The 19,442-nt window shown below is 55.9% G+C and carries 15 protein-coding genes; 5 read left to right on the top strand and 10 right to left on the bottom strand.

The annotated features are described in order from the left end of the window. Positions 1-18 precede the first annotated feature (18 nt). Complete coding sequence (gene htpG, locus AABE20_RS09415; RefSeq protein ID WP_338332812.1) at positions 19-1,881, top strand: molecular chaperone HtpG; 1,863 nt, start codon at positions 19-21, stop codon at positions 1,879-1,881. An 84-nt stretch (positions 1,882-1,965) separates the two neighbouring features. Here htpG and mazG read toward each other — a convergent pair whose 3' ends face one another. Next, on the bottom strand, positions 1,966-2,937 hold the full coding sequence (mazG, locus tag AABE20_RS09410; protein WP_408740841.1) for a nucleoside triphosphate pyrophosphohydrolase: 972 nt from the start codon (positions 2,935-2,937) through the stop codon (positions 1,966-1,968). Positions 2,938-3,015: 78 nt separating this feature from the next. Between mazG and argC the strand changes: the two genes are divergently transcribed. Together argC and AABE20_RS09400 are read left to right on the top strand one after the other, a co-directional pair. Continuing rightward, the gene (argC, locus tag AABE20_RS09405) at positions 3,016-3,936 is read left to right on the top strand and encodes an N-acetyl-gamma-glutamyl-phosphate reductase (protein WP_338332811.1); all 921 of its coding nucleotides are present in this window, start codon (positions 3,016-3,018) and stop codon (positions 3,934-3,936) included. A gap of 33 nt (positions 3,937-3,969) precedes the next feature. Further along, complete coding sequence (locus tag AABE20_RS09400; RefSeq protein WP_338332810.1) at positions 3,970-4,701, top strand: SDR family NAD(P)-dependent oxidoreductase; 732 nt, start codon at positions 3,970-3,972, stop codon at positions 4,699-4,701. Positions 4,702-4,971: 270 nt separating this feature from the next. Here the strand turns inward: AABE20_RS09400 and AABE20_RS09395 are convergent, their stop codons facing one another. The 6 genes from AABE20_RS09395 to acuI all read right to left on the bottom strand — a co-directional run bounded on the left by AABE20_RS09395 (position 4,972) and on the right by acuI (position 12,775). Continuing rightward, positions 4,972-5,169, bottom strand: a complete 198-nt coding sequence (locus tag AABE20_RS09395; RefSeq protein ID WP_165991001.1) for a hypothetical protein — start codon at positions 5,167-5,169, stop codon at positions 4,972-4,974. Positions 5,170-5,183: 14 nt separating this feature from the next. Next, positions 5,184-6,320 (bottom strand): cytochrome d ubiquinol oxidase subunit II, encoded by a 1,137-nt coding sequence (cydB, locus tag AABE20_RS09390; protein WP_338332809.1) that lies wholly within the window; start codon positions 6,318-6,320, stop codon positions 5,184-5,186. Positions 6,321-6,335: 15 nt separating this feature from the next. Further along, positions 6,336-7,928: a cytochrome ubiquinol oxidase subunit I gene (locus AABE20_RS09385; RefSeq protein WP_338332808.1), complete on the bottom strand. Its 1,593-nt coding sequence runs from the start codon at positions 7,926-7,928 to the stop codon at positions 6,336-6,338. A gap of 39 nt (positions 7,929-7,967) precedes the next feature. Further along, positions 7,968-9,704: a thiol reductant ABC exporter subunit CydC gene (cydC, locus tag AABE20_RS09380; protein ID WP_338332807.1), complete on the bottom strand. Its 1,737-nt coding sequence runs from the start codon at positions 9,702-9,704 to the stop codon at positions 7,968-7,970. Then, a complete protein-coding gene (gene cydD / locus AABE20_RS09375) occupies positions 9,701-11,362 on the bottom strand; it encodes a thiol reductant ABC exporter subunit CydD (RefSeq protein ID WP_338332806.1) in 1,662 nt (553 codons plus the stop codon). The genes cydC and cydD overlap by 4 nt, the downstream gene beginning before the upstream one ends. 438 nt (positions 11,363-11,800) lie before the next feature. After that, positions 11,801-12,775 (bottom strand): acrylyl-CoA reductase (NADPH), encoded by a 975-nt coding sequence (acuI, locus tag AABE20_RS09370; protein WP_338332805.1) that lies wholly within the window; start codon positions 12,773-12,775, stop codon positions 11,801-11,803. Positions 12,776-13,009: 234 nt separating this feature from the next. Between acuI and AABE20_RS09365 the strand changes: the two genes are divergently transcribed. Then, positions 13,010-14,332, top strand: coding sequence for a hemolysin family protein (locus tag AABE20_RS09365; protein WP_338332804.1), 1,323 nt, complete (start codon positions 13,010-13,012; stop codon positions 14,330-14,332). A 129-nt stretch (positions 14,333-14,461) separates the two neighbouring features. Then, positions 14,462-14,911: a glycine zipper family protein gene (locus AABE20_RS09360; RefSeq protein WP_338332803.1), complete on the top strand. Its 450-nt coding sequence runs from the start codon at positions 14,462-14,464 to the stop codon at positions 14,909-14,911. Between the two features lie 227 nt (positions 14,912-15,138). On the opposite strand, the gene AABE20_RS09355 is transcribed toward AABE20_RS09360, so the two are convergent. From AABE20_RS09355 to AABE20_RS09345, 3 genes are all read right to left on the bottom strand, one after another. After that, complete coding sequence (locus AABE20_RS09355) at positions 15,139-16,854, bottom strand: OprO/OprP family phosphate-selective porin (RefSeq protein WP_338332802.1); 1,716 nt, start codon at positions 16,852-16,854, stop codon at positions 15,139-15,141. A 157-nt stretch (positions 16,855-17,011) separates the two neighbouring features. Next, complete coding sequence (pstS, locus tag AABE20_RS09350) at positions 17,012-18,037, bottom strand: phosphate ABC transporter substrate-binding protein PstS (RefSeq protein ID WP_338332801.1); 1,026 nt, start codon at positions 18,035-18,037, stop codon at positions 17,012-17,014. A gap of 138 nt (positions 18,038-18,175) precedes the next feature. After that, positions 18,176-19,435, bottom strand: coding sequence for a sensor histidine kinase (locus tag AABE20_RS09345; protein WP_338332800.1), 1,260 nt, complete (start codon positions 19,433-19,435; stop codon positions 18,176-18,178). Between the last annotated feature and the right edge of the window lie 7 nt (positions 19,436-19,442).

Below are 19,442 nucleotides of genomic sequence, written 5' to 3'. Positions count from 1 at the left end.
ACTGACAGGACCAGCAGCATGACAGAAGCAACCCCAAACGCCACGGCACATCCGGGAAGTGAAACGCGTGAATTTAGCGCGGAAGTCGGGCGCCTACTCGATCTGGTTGTGCATTCGCTCTATTCCGAGCGTGAAATTTTTCTGCGCGAACTGGTCGCCAACTCAGCGGACGCCACCGATCGCCGCCGTTTTGAAGCCCTGACCGATGGCGCGCAGGCCCTGCCCGAAAACGCCAAAATCAGCATCAACCCCAACAAGGACGCCCGTCTGCTGACAATCAGTGATGACGGGTCAGGCATGAGCCGGGACGAACTGGTGGCCAACCTTGGCACCATTGCCCGCTCTGGCACCCGCGCCTTTGGCCAGAAGCTGGAAACCGCCAAACCCGAAGACCGCCCGAGCCTGATCGGCCAGTTTGGTGTTGGTTTTTATGCGGCCTTCATGGTGGCGGATAAGGTAGATGTTGTCTCCCGCAGGGCAGGATCGGATGAGGCATGGCGCTGGTCGTCCGATGGTAAAGGTGCGTACACACTGGAACCCGCAACGCGGGAAAAAGCAGGCACAGACATTACGCTGCACATCAAATCCGATGCGGATGAATTTTTGGACCCGTGGCGTTTGCAGGCCATTATTCGCAAATGGTCGGACCATATTGCATGGCCCGTTACCATTATGCGTGAAGGCAAAGAAGAAGCCGCAAACGAAGGGACCGCCCTGTGGCGCAAGTCCCGCAATGACGTAACGGAAGAACAGCTTGAGGAATTCTACCGCCATATAACCCACAATTTTGACAAACCGTGGGACACGCTGCACTGGCGTGCGGAAGGCACAATGGAGTTTTCCGCCCTGCTGTTCATTCCTTCTACCCGCCCGTTCGAATTTGGCGAGCAGATGCGTGAGAGCAAGGTCCGCCTGCATGTCCGCCGCATGTTCATTACCGACGATGCCGAAATTCTGCCGCCATGGCTCCGCTTTGTCCAAGGTGTGGTGGATACGGAAGATCTGCCGCTCAATGTCTCGCGCGAGATGTTGCAAGCAACGCCCGTTCTGGTCCGTATCCGCAAGGCCGTGACCACCAAGGTCATGAACGAGTTGAAAACCCGCGCCAAGGAGGCCGAAAACTACGCCACCTTCTGGGATAGTTTTGGTCCCGTGTTCAAGGAAGGGATGTGGGACGACCCCACATACAAAACCGATGTTGCAGCCCTGAGCCGCTTCCGTTCCAGCGCGGTGGAAGGACTGACCTCTTTGGATGATTACATCACCCGCATGAAGCCGGAGCAGGACGCCATTTACTACGTAACGGGCGACAATGCAGACGTACTGAGTGCATCCCCCCAGATTGAAGGCTTCAAGGCCCGTGGGGTGGAAGTCCTGCTCCTGTCCGACCCGGTGGATTCCTTCTGGCCCGAACGCCTTGGCACGTATGAAGGTAAAAGCCTGCGTAATGTTGCACAGGGCCTGAATGACCTTGAAAAATTTGGCGCACCCGAAGCCAATGCCGCCGAAAAAGCGGATATGGACTCATTGCTGCCAGCCCTGAAAACCGCATTGGGGGATGCCGTATCCGACATCCGCGCAACGGACCGTCTGGTCTCCAGCGCCATGGTTCTCAGCGCGCCAGAAGGCGGGCCGGACCTGCAACTGCGCAAGCTCATGCAGCGTAGCGGGCAGGACATACCCGATGTAACCCCCGTGCTGGAACTTAACCCTGCACACCCCATTATTCATACTCTGGCGCAAAAAGTGCAGGCTGGAGAGACGATTGATGAACTGGCCCACATTCTGTTCGATGTAGCCAGCATCCAGAATGGTGAAACACCCAAGGATGTTAACGCATTTTCCCGCCGGATTATGGATTATCTGGCCGGGGCGCGCTAACCTCCAGCGCCCGGTAAGCTTGGGGTAACACCCCTCGCTTCACGCGGAACCCAACGGCTGGAGAAAACTCCAGCCGTTTTTCTTTTAGCGTTTTTCAGTCTGTTTTACAGCGTTCCACAACGCATCGAGCTTCTCCACGCTCTGATCCTGCATACTCAGCCCATCCTGGGCCAAACGCGCTTCCACCGCCTCGAACCGACGGGTGAACTTATCACAGGCCTGACGCAGGCAGGCCTCGGGGTCCAGCTTTAAGCGGCGTGCAAGACTGGCAACGGAAAACAGAACATCGCCCAGTTCGTCTCGCATTTTTTCCCGGTCAGCGTTTTGCATTTCCACCGAAAACTCTTCTATTTCCTCATGCACTTTTGCCAGAACACCCGCAACATCTGGCCAGTCAAACCCAACCCGTGCCGCGCGGGACGCCAATTTGGAGGCCCGGAGCAACGCTGGCAGGGCGGGTGGCACACCGGCTAACGCACCGGGGCGGGGCGTATCCTCACCCCCCACCTGCGCCAGACGCCTGCGCTCCTGCTCCTTTATGGCCTCCCACTGCCCCGGCATGGCGCTGGCGGATGCCACCCCCCCAGTGGAAACAGGCTGCATGACCTCCCCCAGAACCTCCTTGCCAAAGGTCACATGCGGGTGCCTGCGGATCATTTTTTCCGTCACAATCCGCGCAACATCGGCAAAGGCAAATCGCCCCTGCTCTTCCGCCAGTTGGGCCTGATAAACAACCTGCAACAAAAGATCACCCAATTCATCGGGGAAAGCCTGCCAGTCCTGCCGCTCGATAGCGTCCAGCACCTCATAGGCTTCTTCTATGGCATAGGGGGCTATAGTCTGGTGCGTTTGCTCCCTATCCCACGGGCAACCTTCCTCCGGGTCACGCAAACGGGCCATAAGGGCCAGCAGACGTTCAAGATTTTGCGCGGCTTTCTGCCTGTTGTACACCAGAACCGTGGAGGAAGCGGCGGTGGGGGGGGCTGTATTGGTCATGGTTTCTGCCTGTTCTGCTGGCCTGTCACGCGGGAGGCGGGGTCTTAATGTGTTAAACATTGTGCCATAATCCTGTACCGCGTCTATGCGCCTGCGGGCATAAAGCCTAACCTAACGCCAGAATCAGAAGAGGAAGGCATGACACAGAAACCCGTTATCTTTATTGATGGCGAAGCAGGCACAACCGGGCTGGAAATCCGCGAGCGGCTTTCGGCCCTGCCAGTTACGCTGTTTTCAATCGATCCTGCCCGGCGCAAGGACCCGGCCGCCCGCAAGGACGCCATGGCCGCGGCCGATCTGGTCGTTCTGTGCCTGCCTGACGATGCCTCGCGCGAGGCGGTGGACATGGCTGCAACACTGGGTGATGCAGCCCCCCGCCTGCTGGATGCCAGCACGGCCTTCCGCACCGATCCCACATGGGTTTATGGCTTTCCCGAACTGGCCAAAGGGCAGGACCGGGCCATTGCCAGCGCCCTGCGCGTGTCCAACCCCGGATGCTACCCGACCGGAGCCATAGCACTCCTCCGTCCGTTAATTGACGCAGGCGTTCTGGACGCCCGCTACCCCGTGTGCATTAACGCGGTCAGTGGCTACACAGGGGGTGGGCGCAGCATGATTGAAGCGCATGAACGCGAAGGCGGGCCTGCGTTTGAACTCTACGGCCTGAGCCTTGAGCACAAGCATGTGCCCGAGATTCACCAGCATGCGGGCCTTGCGCGCCGCCCGGTTTTTGTGCCGTCGGTCGGGCATTTTGCCCGTGGGATGATTGTCTCCATCCCCCTGCATCTTGATGACCTGCAAGGTCATATTACCGGGGATGATCTGCACACCATTCTGCAAGACCACTATGCAGGACAGGAGCATGTGCGGGTTATGCCGCATGAACCCAAACTCTCTGCCGAAGCATTGGCGGGGAGCGACAAAATGGAACTGCGCGTGCATGCCACCACGCAGACCAGACAAGCCCTGCTGAGTGCCCGTCTGGATAATCTGGGCAAGGGTGCCTCGGGCGCTGCATTGCAGAACATCAGCCTGATGCTGGGTTTGAATAACACCTGATAACAAAATACATTTTGAAAGGTTTTGAATATCATGAGCAATCGAGTTGCTATTGTAACCGGCGGGAGCCGGGGCATTGGAGCCGCCATTGCGGAAGCACTGGCAAAAGACGGGTACGATATTGCTATTTCCTATTCCAGCAGTTCGGGTGCTGCGGAAAAAGTTGCTGAAAAAATCCGGGGGCTGGGCCGCAAGGCGCTCACCATCAAGGCAAACAGCGCATCGGTCGAAGGCAACCGCGAAGTAATTGCCGAAACCATCATCGCTTTTGGCCGGATTGACGCGCTGGTCTGTAACGCAGGCACCTACCCCTACGGCCCGATTGACGAAATGACGGTGGGGCAGATTGAAAACATTCTGAACCTGAACGTGCGGGCTGTTATGGTGGAAACCATGGAAGCCGTAAAACACATGAAGGACGGCGGGCGGATCATCTATATCGGTTCTGCTTTTGGTGCGCGTGCTCCCTTCCCCGGCATTTCACTTTATGCCGCAACCAAGGCAGCCCTACGTGGTTTTGCCAAAGGCGTTGCGCGCGATCTGGGGAGCCGCGGCATTACAGCCAACGTGATCGAACCCGGCCCAATCCATACAGACATGAACCCCGAAGATGGTGAAGGTGCAGCCCTGATCAGCAGCTTTGTGGCCACAGGCGCTTACGGCACTGTGGACGACATTGCCGCCATGGCGGCATTCCTGGCCAGCCCCAAGGCGTCCTACATTACCGGCGCAGCCTTGCCGGTTGATGGCGGCCTGGAAGCCTGAACCTGACCATGCTTCCTCAAACTCTTTGAGGAAACAATGGTTTTGCACCCCCGACCATGACCCGATCATGGCCGGGGGTTTTTTATGTACGCACAAAACAAAACAGCCTGCATACCAGTGGCATGCAGGCTATTCCTTTGTGAGACTTCCCTGACGTTAGAATTACAGGCTAGGGAAACATCTTCTTTATAACAGAAAAAGCTATAATATAAAACGATAAATACAAAAATGGCACAAAAAATATAATTGCTTCCAGATCGCCCATCATGCTCAGAACTCCCCTTCTGGCGTATACTGTTCTACCTGTGCATCAAACAGAACAGCTCCCGCGGCTGCGACCAGAATGATCATGACCGTGCCAACCGCCCACGCAAAGTACCATGGCCCCTGATCGCCTACAAAAACAGCAAACAGAAGGGCCACGACCAGAGCCAGACCCAGCCCCGCAAAACGCAGCAATATGATCATATGCTCTCTCCTTTTCAGTAACTATGCGTATCTTTGATAATGTCTGCCGTATGGACCTTGCCGCGCATCACGTAATAGCACCACGATGTGTAGCATAGGATAAGCGGCACAAAGATTGTGGCAACAGCCAGCATACAGGTCAGGCCATACTGGCTGGCGGAACTGTTCCATATTGTCAGGCTCTGATCGGGCTGCGTTGTGGATGGCATAAAAAATGGGAACATGGAGGCAGCAACCGTACCAATGGTGCCGACCCATGCCCCAAGCCCCATCCACCAGCCCACACGGGGTCTGTTAGCCAGAACAAGGACCACGCCAGCAAGTATGCACCCAACACCCAGCACGGGCAGCAGCCATAAAACGGGATGGGCTGCATAGTTGTTCAACCATGCTCCTACCTGCACACTTACGTGCTGCCCATGCATGGGGTTTGCGGGCATGGCAGGATCACCCTGCTCCAGCACAAAACCGCGCATGCCACGGACCCACACACCACCGACGATAAACAGCACAGCGGCCAGCACCCCAGCACCGCTGGCATAACGCCGGGCACGGTCATGAATAGGGTTATCCGAACGGATCATCAGCATGACCCCACCTTGCATAACACTCAGGCTGACAGCCATGAGGCCACACAGAATGGCAAAGGGGTTGAGCAGATAAGCAAGGAACGAACCATCCTGAAAATACTGCCCGGTCCAGTTAAAATGGTAGCCCACACCTTGCAGAATATTCCCAAAGGCCGCGCCATACACAAACATGGGTAAAAAGCCCGAAAGCAGAAAAACCCAGTCCCAGCTTGCGCGCCACAGGCGGGCATCTACCTTGGAGCGGTATTCAAACGCTACTGGCCGCAAGATCATGCTGAACAGCAGCAGAATCATAACCACATAGAACACGGAAAAAGATGTGGCATACAGGGTGGGGAATGCTGCAAAAATGGCACCACCCCCCAGAATGAACCAGACCTGATTACCATCCCAGTGTGGGCCGATAATGTTGAGTGCCGTCCGGCGCTCACCATCCGTGCGCCCCACAAAGCGGAGCAGGGTGCCGACCCCCATATCCATGCCCACCATCAGGCCAAGCCCGATCAGGAGCACACATAAAAGGCCCGCCCAGACAAGCTTGAGAACAACGTAAATATCCATGATGCAAGGCCCTCCTTAGTGCGCCACAACGGACAGGTGCGCGGGATCTGCATGGTCATGCGGAGCATGCGCCTCCGGCCCCAACCGGGCGAACTTGAACATCAGGTAAAGTTCGACCGCGATAAATATGCTGTAAAGCACGGTAAACCCAGCCAACGAGAACAGCATGTAGGACACGCCGTGTGTGGAAGCGGACATGAAAGTTGGCAGGCGGTCAAACACGGTCCATGGCTGCCGACCAGCCTCAGCCGTAATCCAGCCAAACTCCGTTGCCAGAACCGGCAGGGGAATGGACCACATGCACAGCTTCAGGAACAGACGGTTACGCTCCAGCTGGTTCTTCAGGCTCAGGTAGGACGCCATAGCGAACAGCACAAAAAAGAACACGCCCAAAAACACCATAAGACGGAAAGACCAGAATGTTACAAAAACATTTGGCAAAATATCGGGTTTTGTCTGTTCAATAACACTCTGGAGCTGCTCGGGTTCTATGGCCGTTACGTCCTGATTGGGCGCATGGCGGGTGGCCAGCAGGCCATAACCCATATCATCCTGATGGGCACGGAAAAGCTCCAGATCTGCTGTCTGGTGGTTTTCCTCGTACCGGCGCAACGCACTAACGGCGGTAATGCCAGAGGCAATACGGGGGGCCGCTGCGTCTTCCAGTTCGATCATGCCGGTAATGGGGGTGTTAAAGCTGTGCGTAATCAGGGGGGTGAGCACAAAAGGCACCCCAATTTCATACGAACTTTCCTGTTTTGCATCATTGGGCAGAGCAGCTACAATCCATGGTTCATATGGGGGTTTGCTGGTGTGCCACAACCCTTCTATGGCCGCGATTTTGGTTGGCTGATGCTCATAATCCAGCCGCCCCAGCACATCGCCCAGCGTAATGACCGCAACGGTGGAAAAAATGCCAAACAATGCGGCCATACGGAATGACCGTGCGGCAAATTCACGGTGCTGTTTGCGCAACAGGTAGAACGCGCTAATCCCCATAACAAACATGGACGCCGCCACATACCCCGCAACCGATGTATGTACAAACTTGGCCTGTGCATCGGGGTTAAAAACAACGCCTACAAAACTGTCAAACGTCATACGCAGGGTTTCGGGGTCAAAATGCGCGCCATTGGGCATGTTCATGCTGGCATTGGCGACCAGAATCCACAAAGCGGACAGGTTGGAACCCAGCGCAACCAGATAGGTAATGGCGAGGTGAGCAGGCTTGCTCAGACGGTCCCACCCAAAAAACATCAACCCCACAAAGGTGGATTCCATAAAGAACGCCATCAGCCCTTCAATGGCCAGCGGTGTTCCAAACATATCGCCAAAAAAGCGGGAATACATGGACCAGTTGGTCCCGAACTCAAACTCCATGGTCAGGCCCGTTGCCACACCCAGAGCAAAGTTAATACCAAACAGCTTGCCCCAGAACAGGGCCATATCCTTGTAGACCTGCTTGCCGGTAACAACATACACCGTTTCCATGGCGGCCAGCATAAAGGTCAGCCCCAAAGTCAGGGGGACAAACATGAAGTGGTAAAGAGCCGTTAACGCAAACTGAAAGCGTGAAAGGTCAACGACCGTAGGATTAATCAAGTCCATTTTCTTAACCTTATTATGGAATAAAAGTATTTTTCACTTTCAGTGCTTCATGTCGCTCCCTCCTCCGGGGCAAAAGCAGGCGTTCTCCACCCGGACAACCCTGTGCATGAACGGCAACACCGCCTGACGGTGGGTTATGCACAAAATGGTTGTCCGGGCACTGTGCTGCACCAACGCTGCCATAAGGGCCTGTTCAAGAGGGGCATCCAGCCCTTCGGTTGGTTCATCCAGAACCAGCCATGGTGTGCCACGCAGCAGGGCCTGAGCCACAGCCACCCGGCGGGCCTGCCCACCAGAAAGACGCAGCCCGTCATTACCGACCCATGTTTGCAAACCATCTGGTAAAGACTGAATAAATTGGGTCAGTTGGGCTGTTTCCAACACATCTGCAAGCTCCTGCTCTGTTGCCTGGGGTGCCGCAAGCAGCAGGTTATCTCGCAGTGTGCCAGCAAACAGATGGAAATCCTGCGTGGCGACACCAATAAAAGCCGCCATGTCTTCCGCCCGCAATGTGCTGACATCCACACCACCAAAGCGTATGCTGCCACTATGGGGCGCGTAAAAGCCAAACAGCAGGTTGATCAGGCTACTTTTGCCAACACCCGATGGGCCGACCAGCGCCACATGCTCCCCCTGCCGGATGGTCAGGCTGGCATTCTGGAAAACAGGCGTAATAGATTTGGGATATGCAAAACTCACATCCTGCACCTCCAGATCATACGGTGTGTGTGGCTGGCGGGCCTGCTCCACCATAACAACCGGACCACCGGGAGCGCTGGCTGACTCCAGCCGCATGAGCGCAAGCCCCGCTTCCGCGGCGGCCTGCCGCGCCATGGGCAATGGTGCCGCCACATCAAATGCAGCCAGAACCCCCAAAACCAGCATAGGCACTTCCGCAACATGCAATTGCCCGGCATGGCAGGCGCTGGCAGCCAGAATGAGAACACCCAAAGCCGTTACAAATGTGATTATGCTGATCAGGCTGCGCGCGGCACTTTCCACCACGTCCAGTTTCCAACGTGCATTATCCATAACCGCCTGCTGGGTCTGCCAGCCTTCGCTCCGGCTGCGCGCGGCATCCCACAGCAGATATTCCCCCATGTTCTGGAGTGTTTGTGCCAGCTCCGCCTGAACATGACTTTGCTTTTGCGCTGCCACACGCACCAGCCGGTCCATGGCAGAACCAACCAGAAGCGGCACAAGCACACCACCAAGCAGCAGGCCCACAGCCAGAGCAAAGGCTGCTAGACGCAGAAAGCAGGCGAACACTCCCACAAAAACCACACCGCAGAGCATTGCCCGGCAAAAAGGGAGGGCCACATCCGTGTAATACGCCGCAACCCGGTCCGTATCCGAGACAAAACGCCCCAGCAGGTCGCCACCTTGCAGATCGGTCAGCCCGGCAGGAGCTAACGGGGCAAGGCGCGCATAAACCCACCCTCGCAAACGCCCACCCAAACGGAGCGCACCATCATGCGCCACAACCCGCTCCAGATACCGGGCCAAAATGCGCACCAAAGCAAAAAAACGCACACCCGTTGCTGGCAACATAATATTGAACGCCCGCGCGGCAGCCTGCCCCCCAAGCCCCGCAACAGCCGCCCCGGCCAACAGCCAACCTGACAGCGCCAGCAAACCAAAACTTGCCAAAGCCGCCGCACAGGCAAACCCTACCCCAAGAGCCAAGCGCCAGCGCACCCCCTCCGCAAGGCGGAAAAACCCGCGCACCCCCACCACTCCGTGGCTGCTCCTCAAAGGATTTTGCGGCATGGTCATGCGACAGTTTCCTTTTGCGTCGGCAGTATTGCGAGCGTGCCGTTCGTTACATGCACCAGCACATCGGCCAGATCGGCCAATGCCTGCCGGTGGGTTGCAACCACAACAATACGCCCCACCGCACAACGGCGGATGGCATTGGCCACATGCATGGCACTTGCCACGTCCAAACCAGCGGTTGGTTCATCCAGCACCAGAACATCAGGGTTTTGCAGCAGCGCCCGCGCCAGAGCCAGACGGCGCACCTGCCCGCCAGACAGGCGGCTACCCCGTTCGCCTATATGCGTATCAAACCCATCTGGTAGCGCCTCAATAAAACCAAGGGCATCGGCCGTTGCCGCGGCTTGCCGCAACTGCTGGACATCCACGTCCGGCACACCAAGCCGCAAATTATCCGCCACGGTTCCAAAAACCATAAGTGGGCGCTGCGGAACCCAGGCCATGCGCAGGCAATCCAGCGGGATCGGCCGACCGGATTCATCCCAAGCCTCCAACCTGCCAGCCGTGGGCTGCAAAAAACCCAATATGGTATTGAGCAATGTGGTTTTACCCGCACCACTTGCCCCGGTAACAACCGTTAGGCGGTTGCGGATAAAATGGCAGGTTACATCCTGCAATATGGCCGCACCTTCGGGGCTATGCACTTCCAGCCCTGTGCAGTTCAGGCTTTGAACCACACCCCCCGCATAGGGCGTTTGTGCGCCATAACGGCGTGCCAGAGCAGGCAAGGCAAACAGGGTGCCCATACGGTCCATGGCGGCACGCGCATTCTGGCGGGCGTGATAGCTGGCCGAGAACGTGCGCAAGGGCATAAAATATTCTGGAGCAAGCAACAGCACCAGAAAAGCAGACCGAAAGTCCGCCGTACCCGCCAGCAGGCGTGAGCCAAAAACAACCGCAATCAGCGCAATGGAAAGGCTGGAGAAAAACTCCAGCGCCGCAGAGGTCAGGAACGCCACTTTCATAACAGACAGGGTGGTTCGCCCGTGCGCGTCCGCCAGATGGGCAATACGGTCCAGACTATCTTGCGTACGACCAAACAACCGCAGGGTTTTCAACCCCCGCAAAGCATCCAGAAAACTGCCGCCAAGCAGGGACAACTCACGCCACCGCCGATCCATAACAGCCTGAGCGCCATAACCAACAAAGGCCATAAAGACCGGCACAAGCGGACCTGTGCAGGCCAGCACAAAAAAGCTCCACCCATCCACCCCCGCCACAACGGCCAGAATAAGCAGCGGCAGAACCACCATCATGGCTGCAGAAGGTACATACCGGGCAAAATAGGGCACCAGCGCTTGTGCGCCCTCTGTAAAGGTCGTGGCCACTTCCCCCGCTGGTACACCAGCACAGGCGACAGGCCCCGCCGCAAACAGATGTGCCAGTAATTGCCCCTGAACATGGCGGGCCACGCGCAAACCAGCCCGTGTACCCATAATATCGGATGCAAAACGCGCCCCCACCTGCCCCACAAGGCAGGCAAGGATTAGCCCAAGCGTCTGTTTTTGCGCATACAGGCCGTGCCCGTGAAAAGCCATGTCATCCACGATGTGGGCAAGAAGAATAAACTGGCACACCAGCAGAACAGCCGACACACCCCCAGCCACCACGGAACCCAGCAACCAGCCGCGCGCAATGCGGGCCAGTCCCTTTGTCATATCGGCACCGTGAGGTTGGGCGGATGTGGATTCCATGACCCCATACTTACATTGTTTAATTAACAATTATGATTAATTATATTTGGATGTAAGTTTTGTCAAGAGAAATGCGATGTTGAGAATTTTCTCAACACCCACACATCTATGTATATTCAAAAATAAATTTGTCTTGAAACGATATTACGCACACAACATCGTTTATAATTTGTTAAATTTTTACTTTTCTTGCATAGAAAATAATTTTATATTTTATTTATTGTTTATTTATTTTTACACTATTCGTTATTTTTAATTTTACCTGCGTGTATATTTTTATAGTTTTCCCAACCTTTATGCCCAGACGACTTTGCTTCAGCCCAACACTTACATAAATTTATAAATTATATCTTGGCGCAGAAGGCGGCTCCCGCCCCCTTCATGCAGCCAGATGGTCTTTGATCAGGGCACCTGAACAACAACGCGGCCTTTTACTTTTCCGTCCAGCAGATCTGCCGCGGCAGTTGGTGCTGCGGATAAAGGAATAACCCGAGTCATATCCGCCAGTTCGGCTGTATTGATCAACTGTGCCAGACGCTCCCATGCGCCCTGCCGAACAGGCGCTGGACACATCACACTGTCTATCCCCACCAACGTCACACCGCGCAAAATAAATGGAGCAACAGTTGCGGGAAAATCCATCCCACCCGCCAAACCGCAGGCCGCCACCACACCCTGCGGTTTCATGGCAGCACAGATGGAGGCCAGAACCTGCCCCCCAACCACATCCACCGCTCCAGCCCAACGGGCTTTTTCCAATGGTCGGGACGGCATTTCAAAATGTGAGCGGGCCAGCACCTCCGCAGCCCCAAGCCGGTGCAGATAAGGCTGCTCCTCCAGACGCCCCGTCAGAGCCACAACCTCATACCCCATTTTGGCGAGCAACATGACCGCCACACTACCAACACCACCCGTGGCCCCGCTTACCAGAACAGGGCCGTGGTCTGGGGCCACGCCCTCGCGCACCAGTGCCTGCACACACAACATGGCTGTAAACCCCGCCGTGCCCAGCGCCATGGCCTGCTGGCCAGTCAGCCCCTGCGGCACGGGCAGCAACCATGCTCCGGGCACACGGGCTTTTTGCGCAAGGCCGCCCCAGTGTTTTTCGCCCACACCCCAGCCATTGAGCATAACCTCCTGCCCGACCACAAAATCGGGGTTGGCAGACCGCTCAACCACACCAGCAAAATCAATACCCGGCACCATAGGCCACGCCCGCACAACAGGGCCGCGCCCGGTCACGGCCAGCGCATCCTTGTAGTTCAGACCCGACCAGTGAATGCGCACTGTAACCTCTCCCTCAGGCAAGGCTGTTTCCGGCAGGGTCCGCAGCGTGGCCGTCTGGCCTGCTTTTTCTAGGTAGAGCGCATCAAACATCAGTTTTCATTCCGACAGAGCTGAACAGACAGTCAAAAATAGAGACCGCCGCAAAGGCGGCACAGCACGCTAGCCTTTAACCAACGCCTGCAAAGCCCCAACGTCCCGACCTGACAGAGTTTTGAAGTTCCGCGTATTTTATGCGTGACATAAAAAATACAATTGGAATCGTGCTGGTCAGCGGCTCACTTTTTGTTCATACTGTGGCATCCTAATAGTATAGCGGACGTTCTCTTGCTCCTGTTCATAATGGGTCTGCTGACCCTTGTTCTGCTTATCGCAATCAGTATCCTGATCGCGCTTTCCGAAATCTCCTTTGCCGCCGCACGAGAAGTCAGACTCCGCAGCCGCGCAGAAGCAGGAGACCCGCGAGCCCAAGCCTTTCTGGCGCTCCGCCGCAATAGCGGGCAGGTTATAACCGTTATCCAGATCTGCCTGAACGGCGTGGGCATTATGGGCGGTATTGTCAGCTCCGAAATGCTGTCCCCCCCACTGGCCGCCTTTTTTACCCAATGGAACCTTTCTGACTGGTGGGCGCAAAATCTGGCCTCCACCTTCAGCTTTATTTTTGTAACCGGCATGTTTGTGCTGTTTGCCGACCTGCTGCCCAAACGGGTCGCCATGAGCAACCCGGACAAGGTAGCCTTGGCCGTTGGCTGGTTCCCTCGGCTGGCGCTCCGAATCCTCTACCCGGTGGTCTGGATTTTTTCCAAAATTTCCGATGTGGTGCTCAAAGCGCTCAAAATTCCCGCAGCTTCCGCAGTAGAACCCGTAACACCAGAAGACCTGCACGCCATTTTGGCCGCAGGCACGGCCTCTGGCGCCCTGCTCCAGCAGGAACACCAGATGATCGAAAATGTTCTGGGCCTACAGGACCGTTCGGTCACATCCGCCATGACCCCCCGGGACGAAATTATTTTTCTCGATATTCAGGACACTCCTGAACACAATCATGAAAAAGTGCGGATGGAACCCTATTCACGCTATCCGCTGTGCAATGGTGGGCTGGATAAGGTTATTGGCTCCATCCGCGCCGAAGACGTTCTGGCCTCGGTTGTGGACCCGTCCACTGCCCCGTCTGGTCGCCCACATTCCAACCCCATTGCCCGTATGCGGCGTGATGTGCCCTCCGTGCCCGAAACCCTGAACCTGTGGGACACACTGGCCCAGTTTGATACTTCGGGCGTAGGTTTTGCGCTGGTGGTGAACGAATATGGGCTGGTTGTGGGCCTGATCACCTTCAAGGACATTATGGGTGTGCTGATGGACGGTCTGGCCAGTCCGTTTGAAGAACAGGCCATTGTTCAGCGTGACGCCAATTCCTGGCTGGTCGATGGCGCCGCCCCCATTGGGGAGGTTATGCGGGAGCTGGATATTGCCAACCTGCCCGACCATGAGCAGTTTGACACGATCAGCGGCTTTATCATGCATCGCCTGCGCCGCATGGCGCGCAAAACTGACAGGGTAGATGCCTCGGGCTTCCGGTTTGAAGTGGTGGACGTAGAGGGTTTCCGCATCAACCAGCTCCTGGTCACCCGGCTGAACGCCACACCCTGAACAACAAGGAGGGCAAGGCCAGCCAAGCATAGCGGCCTTGCCACCTTTTTTCTATTATTCCTCTACTTCAAAAAAAATGACATAGTCCTCTCACTTTAACATCATCCAATATAACTTGGAGAAAGTGAGATGAAGTTTACAACGCTTTCCATAGCTTTTTTGCCTGTTCTTCTGCTGGCAGGCTGCGCGGAAACCCCAATGGGGCCAACCGCACAGGTGCTTCCCGGCCCGGGCAAGGACTATGGACAGTTCCTTCAGGAACAGAATTTCTGCCGCTCTCAGGCCGCCGCCGCCGTGCAGGGGCAGGCCGAACGCCAGAACCATAAAGCTATTTATGGCGGCCTTGCGGCCACTGCTCTGGGTGCGGGCCTTGGCGCTGCCGCCGGTGGTGGCGCAGGCGCGGGCATTGGTGCCGCCGCCGGGGCCATGGGTGGTGGTCTGGGGGGCAGCCTCTACTCCAACAGTCAGCAGGGCGGCATTCAAACGCAGTATAACAATGCGTACGTGGCGTGCATGATTGCTTACAAGAACGTCCTGCCCGCACCCCAGCCCGCTTATGGGTACGGTTACGCACGCTAAAAAACAGCCCAAACCTTATACGCATCAGGTTTGGGCAAAACCAGCCTTGCACGGAACAATCCCGGCACACCAAGCCAGCAAACACCGACCGGTAATACCGGGAAAAGCAATAAGCCAATCCAATAGCGCGGCTTTTACCATCCCGCTCCATGCATAAAAAAAGGGCCATTCTTTCGAATGGCCCTTTTTCACACTGAATATCTGACCAAAGCCAGAAGCAGAATGCTTTAGAACGCAGCCTGCACACGAGCAGCGAGGGAGTTCCCGTGACGCCCTGCCACGTTGTAATCCAGAAGAGTTGCAGAACTATCCGGCTTTTGTGCCGAAGAAGCCATAAAGTGGTTAAAATCAAGCATAACGCGGAAGTGACGGTTGGGATACCAGTTCAGGCCACCAGACCAAACGGTCTGCTTGTTACCATTAATCCCAGCGGAAGCATCCTTGAAGTTAGAAACGCTATAACGGCCACTAATTTCAAGTGCACCCCAATAACCGCGTGAGGGGTCAAATTCATGCTCAACACCCGGAGCGCCAAATGCACCTTCTTTGATGTTATATTCGCGGCCTTTACCAAACAGGGTATAGTTTGCCGACCCATAATAACCTTCAAAATTGGCTGTCCGTGTCAGACGCGGATCACTCGCAGCGCCCACATTATCCCCACGAGTAACACCAATATGATAGTATTCGCCCTTCAGAACCAGCTTTTTCCAGCGGAAACCTAGTTCCGGGCCAGCAGCCCAGACAGAACCAACATTTGCAATACTACCGCTACCCAACAGCTTTGTGCTTGTAAGGTTCACTTCTGGTGTATCAGCAAAGCTAGTCGTACGACCACTGCTGCCGTTTTGAGCAACTTTGAAAGCACTAATGGCAGACAGACCCAGATGCAGATCTATATCTTTTGAAACATACGGACGACCAGCCACACGGAATGTGCCACCTGTCTGGCTATCCGTTACACCATACGGGTAAGCTGCCGTGTTGTTTTTTCGCGCACCGTAGCTCTGACCCGTAAAGTATGCAGCAATCCACCAGCGTTTTTCGTAATGCAGGCCACCAAAGCTAAAGCGGGCATCCCCTGCGGCAATGTTACGAACAATATTGGTGATGGTAGGACGTTCCATCATTTCGAAGTCGTTCGAGCTTTCGGAATCTTCTTCCGTCACGCGAGGCTGGAAGTAACCAACCGTCAGGATCGTGTTATGCAGCCCGGTATAGTTCAGATTTGCTTCATAGAGAAGCTGATCGTTTGTATAGCCATCAGTACCACCCGCACCAAAATCAGGTGTTACGTTGGCAACCCAATCCTTATAGCGGAAGGTAAAAGGAATACGGATACGGCGTGCATTTTCAGAGAAACCGTCAAAATCGCCTTTAGGACCATTTTGACCATTCCGAGACATTCCCAAGAAGCTACCGAAGTCTTCGTGGAAGGCCAGACCAACAGAGAAGCCGTAAGCGCCATCTTCGGAAGAAACGGTGAAGCGGCCTTTAGGGAAGCCGACAATCATGCCACCAACGCGGACTTCTTCGTCAGATGCCGTAGCAGCCTTGAAGTCCTTCCAGGACATGGTGTCACCACGATCGGACGGGGGAGTGCCCACGCCGGATACGGGCGCAACTTTTTTAAGGGGTTCCTGCTCACCGAACTGCACGTTCGGGTCGTAGTTCCCATCGGCAACGTGCATGGCGTTGCGGCCGTGGCCCGCCGCCTGACCCATGTGGCCCCGTGTAGAGGTCGCATCGCTTTTTGCCAGCTGATGCTTGAGGGTGACGATCTGCTGCTGCATGTCCCGACGCATCTGGGACATTTCGGCACGCAGCAGGCGAATTTCGGAATCCTCAGTGGAAGCCGCCTCGGCCACAGGAGCGATTCCAGCCAACATAAAAGACGTTAGAGCAACAGAAGAAAAAAGCGAGTTACAGCGCATTGTGGCCATTCCATGATAAGAACGATGAGGAGTGAATAACCCGCCATAACTTTTTTGTGCGTGATGCTTCGGTGATGGTTTCGTTACGGAATTATGAAAAAAAGCGACCCGTTTCCGGGCCGCTTTCCGATAAGCTCAAATACGCAGTAAAATTTATAAACGCTTATTATTTACCGTTTTTCCAAGCGGACATAATGCTGTCCTTAACGGTTTTGGGCAGCGGAACGTAATCCAGCTTGGTGGCAATGCCATCACCGTTGTTGAAGCTCCAGCTAAAGAACTTCTGCACGGCCTGATCACGGTCTGCATTACGGGCAGGCACAGGAACCAGCACGTAGGTTGCGGACATAATCGGCCAGGCTTCCTTGCCATCCGTATCCAGCAGGTTCACTGCGAAATGGGATGCGTGACCCCAGTCGGCAGCCTGTGCTGCGTGGGAGAAGCTGTTCATGCCAGCGGCAACGCTTGCACCAGCGTGGTTGCGCAGGCGTACGGTGGTCAGGTGGTTACGGCTTGCATAAGCGTATTCCACGTAACCAATACCACCTTCGGTGTTCTGCACGGTTGCGGCAACGCCGTCATTCCCACGCGCACCCAGCCCACCGGGCCAGCTGATGGACGTGCTTGCACCGTAGTTTTCCTTCCAGGAGGAGGAAGAACCAGCAAGGTAGGACGTAAACACAAAGGTCGTGCCCGAACCATCCGCGCGATGCACAGGTGCAATGGCAACTTCTGGCAGCTTAACGTCCGGGTTCAGAGCCACAATTTTGGGATCGTTCCAGGAGGTGATGGTGCCTGCATAGATCTCTGCCAGCACGTCACCGCTCAGGGTGATCGTATCAGGCTTGATCCCGCCGGGGATGTTCACAACCGGAACAATGCCACCCATAACCGTGGGGAACTGGAACAGATGGTTGGTTTCAAGTTTCTGCGCGTCCATCGGCGCATCGGATGCACCAAAGTCAACCGTGCCAGCCACGATCTGGTTCTGGCCTGCGCTGGAGCCAACGCTCTGGTAGTTGACGGTCACGCCAGTAGCGGACTTTGCGACCGCACCCCAGCCTTCATAGATCGGAGCGGCAAAGCTGGAACCTGCACCGGTCACGCTCTCGGCCCGAGATGCTGCTGGAAGTGCCGTAAGGAAGGTGGTCATAACGGCCAGACACATTCCAGACCTGACTGAAAAACGCATGTTGGTTTTTTCCCTGAGCCAATTGCAAAAGCTTACGGCAACAAAAATGTGCCGTGCCGTTCTGGGTTAAAGTAAGTCAGAGCAAAATGGTATTATGCTTTCAGGACAATTGGATGACGGTTTTATGACACCGCAATCCTAACTCAGCAGCGGCAGCCATATGCGGCAGCTTGTCCCTTCCCCCACTGTGCTCTCCACAACAAACCGTCCGTCATGGCGGGCCAGAATCTGCTGCACAATAGCCAGCCCCAGCCCGCTGCCCTGCACGCTGGCTGCCGTTTTGGCCACACGGTAGAATCGCTCTGTCAAACGGTTGAGATGCCGCGCGGGAATGCCCGGCCCCGTATCCGTAACGCTGAGCACCAGACCGGGTTCGGCAGGCCAACCCGCATTTTTGGCGGCACGCGCGCAGGCAACCGTAATGCCCAATGGTTCATCATTGCGTTTACCACGATCAAACAGACCGTATTTGAGCGCGTTTTCCACAAGGTTCATAAGCACCTGCAAAAGCTGGGCTTCATCCCCCTGCACGCAGAGTTCCTGCACACCATCCGCCTGCACCTGAAAACGGACAGGCTTGCCTGCAATCAGCCCCGATGCCTCGTCCGACAGGCGCTTGAGCAGTTCGGCAATGCCTATTGTTTCTTTGGGCCGGTGGTGCTCCTGCATCTGCACGCGGGAGAGGTAGAGCAGACCGTCCAGCAAACGCTGCATGCGCTTGGCCTGTTCGGACATAATGCCCAGAAACTCTTTTTGAATAACCGGGTCATCCGCCGCAGGGCCTTGGAGGGTTTCTATGAACCCCAGCAAAGAGGCCAAAGGCGTGCGCAGTTCATGGCTGGCAAAGGCCACAAAATCCGTATGCTGCCGTTCGGCCAGCACGGCCTCGGTCTCATCATGCAGGGCAACAAAAACCAGCGTTGTTTTGGACGAAAACGCCCCCCCACCCTTGCGGTACCCTTCGGAGAGGAACACATCGGGCACGGTTTTTTTCTGCAACCATGCCCTTACAATCCGGTAGTGGGGAATATCCAGCACGATCAGTGCTTCTGCTGGCAGAGGGTCGTCTTTTTTTTGCGCCAGCAGCCTGTCCACCGCACTTTGAAAAGCCGGGTGGCGAATAATACTGCCAATACTATTGGTGAACTGCCGTTTGGCCTCAGCCGAAATCACACACGGTAGCCGCGTGTCGTTCAGAACCAGCGTTGCTGCGGGCAGGCAGGCCATGACCTCGTCCAGCGTAACCGTGGAGGCCGCGTCCCGCCCTACGCGGTTTTTTTGCCTTTCCGAATCCTCGGGCATCGGTTCAAAGCGGTCCGAGCGCGCGAAAAACAGCGGCAAAGCCGCCAACGCGCCGCCCCCTGCCATACCGCAGAGTGCCGCCAGCCAAGCATGCATGATCAGC

This window comes from Acetobacter zythi (genome assembly GCF_963921165.1).
Classification (GTDB): Bacteria; Pseudomonadota; Alphaproteobacteria; order Acetobacterales; family Acetobacteraceae; genus Acetobacter.
This window is presented reverse-complemented; position numbering and strand designations above follow the sequence as displayed.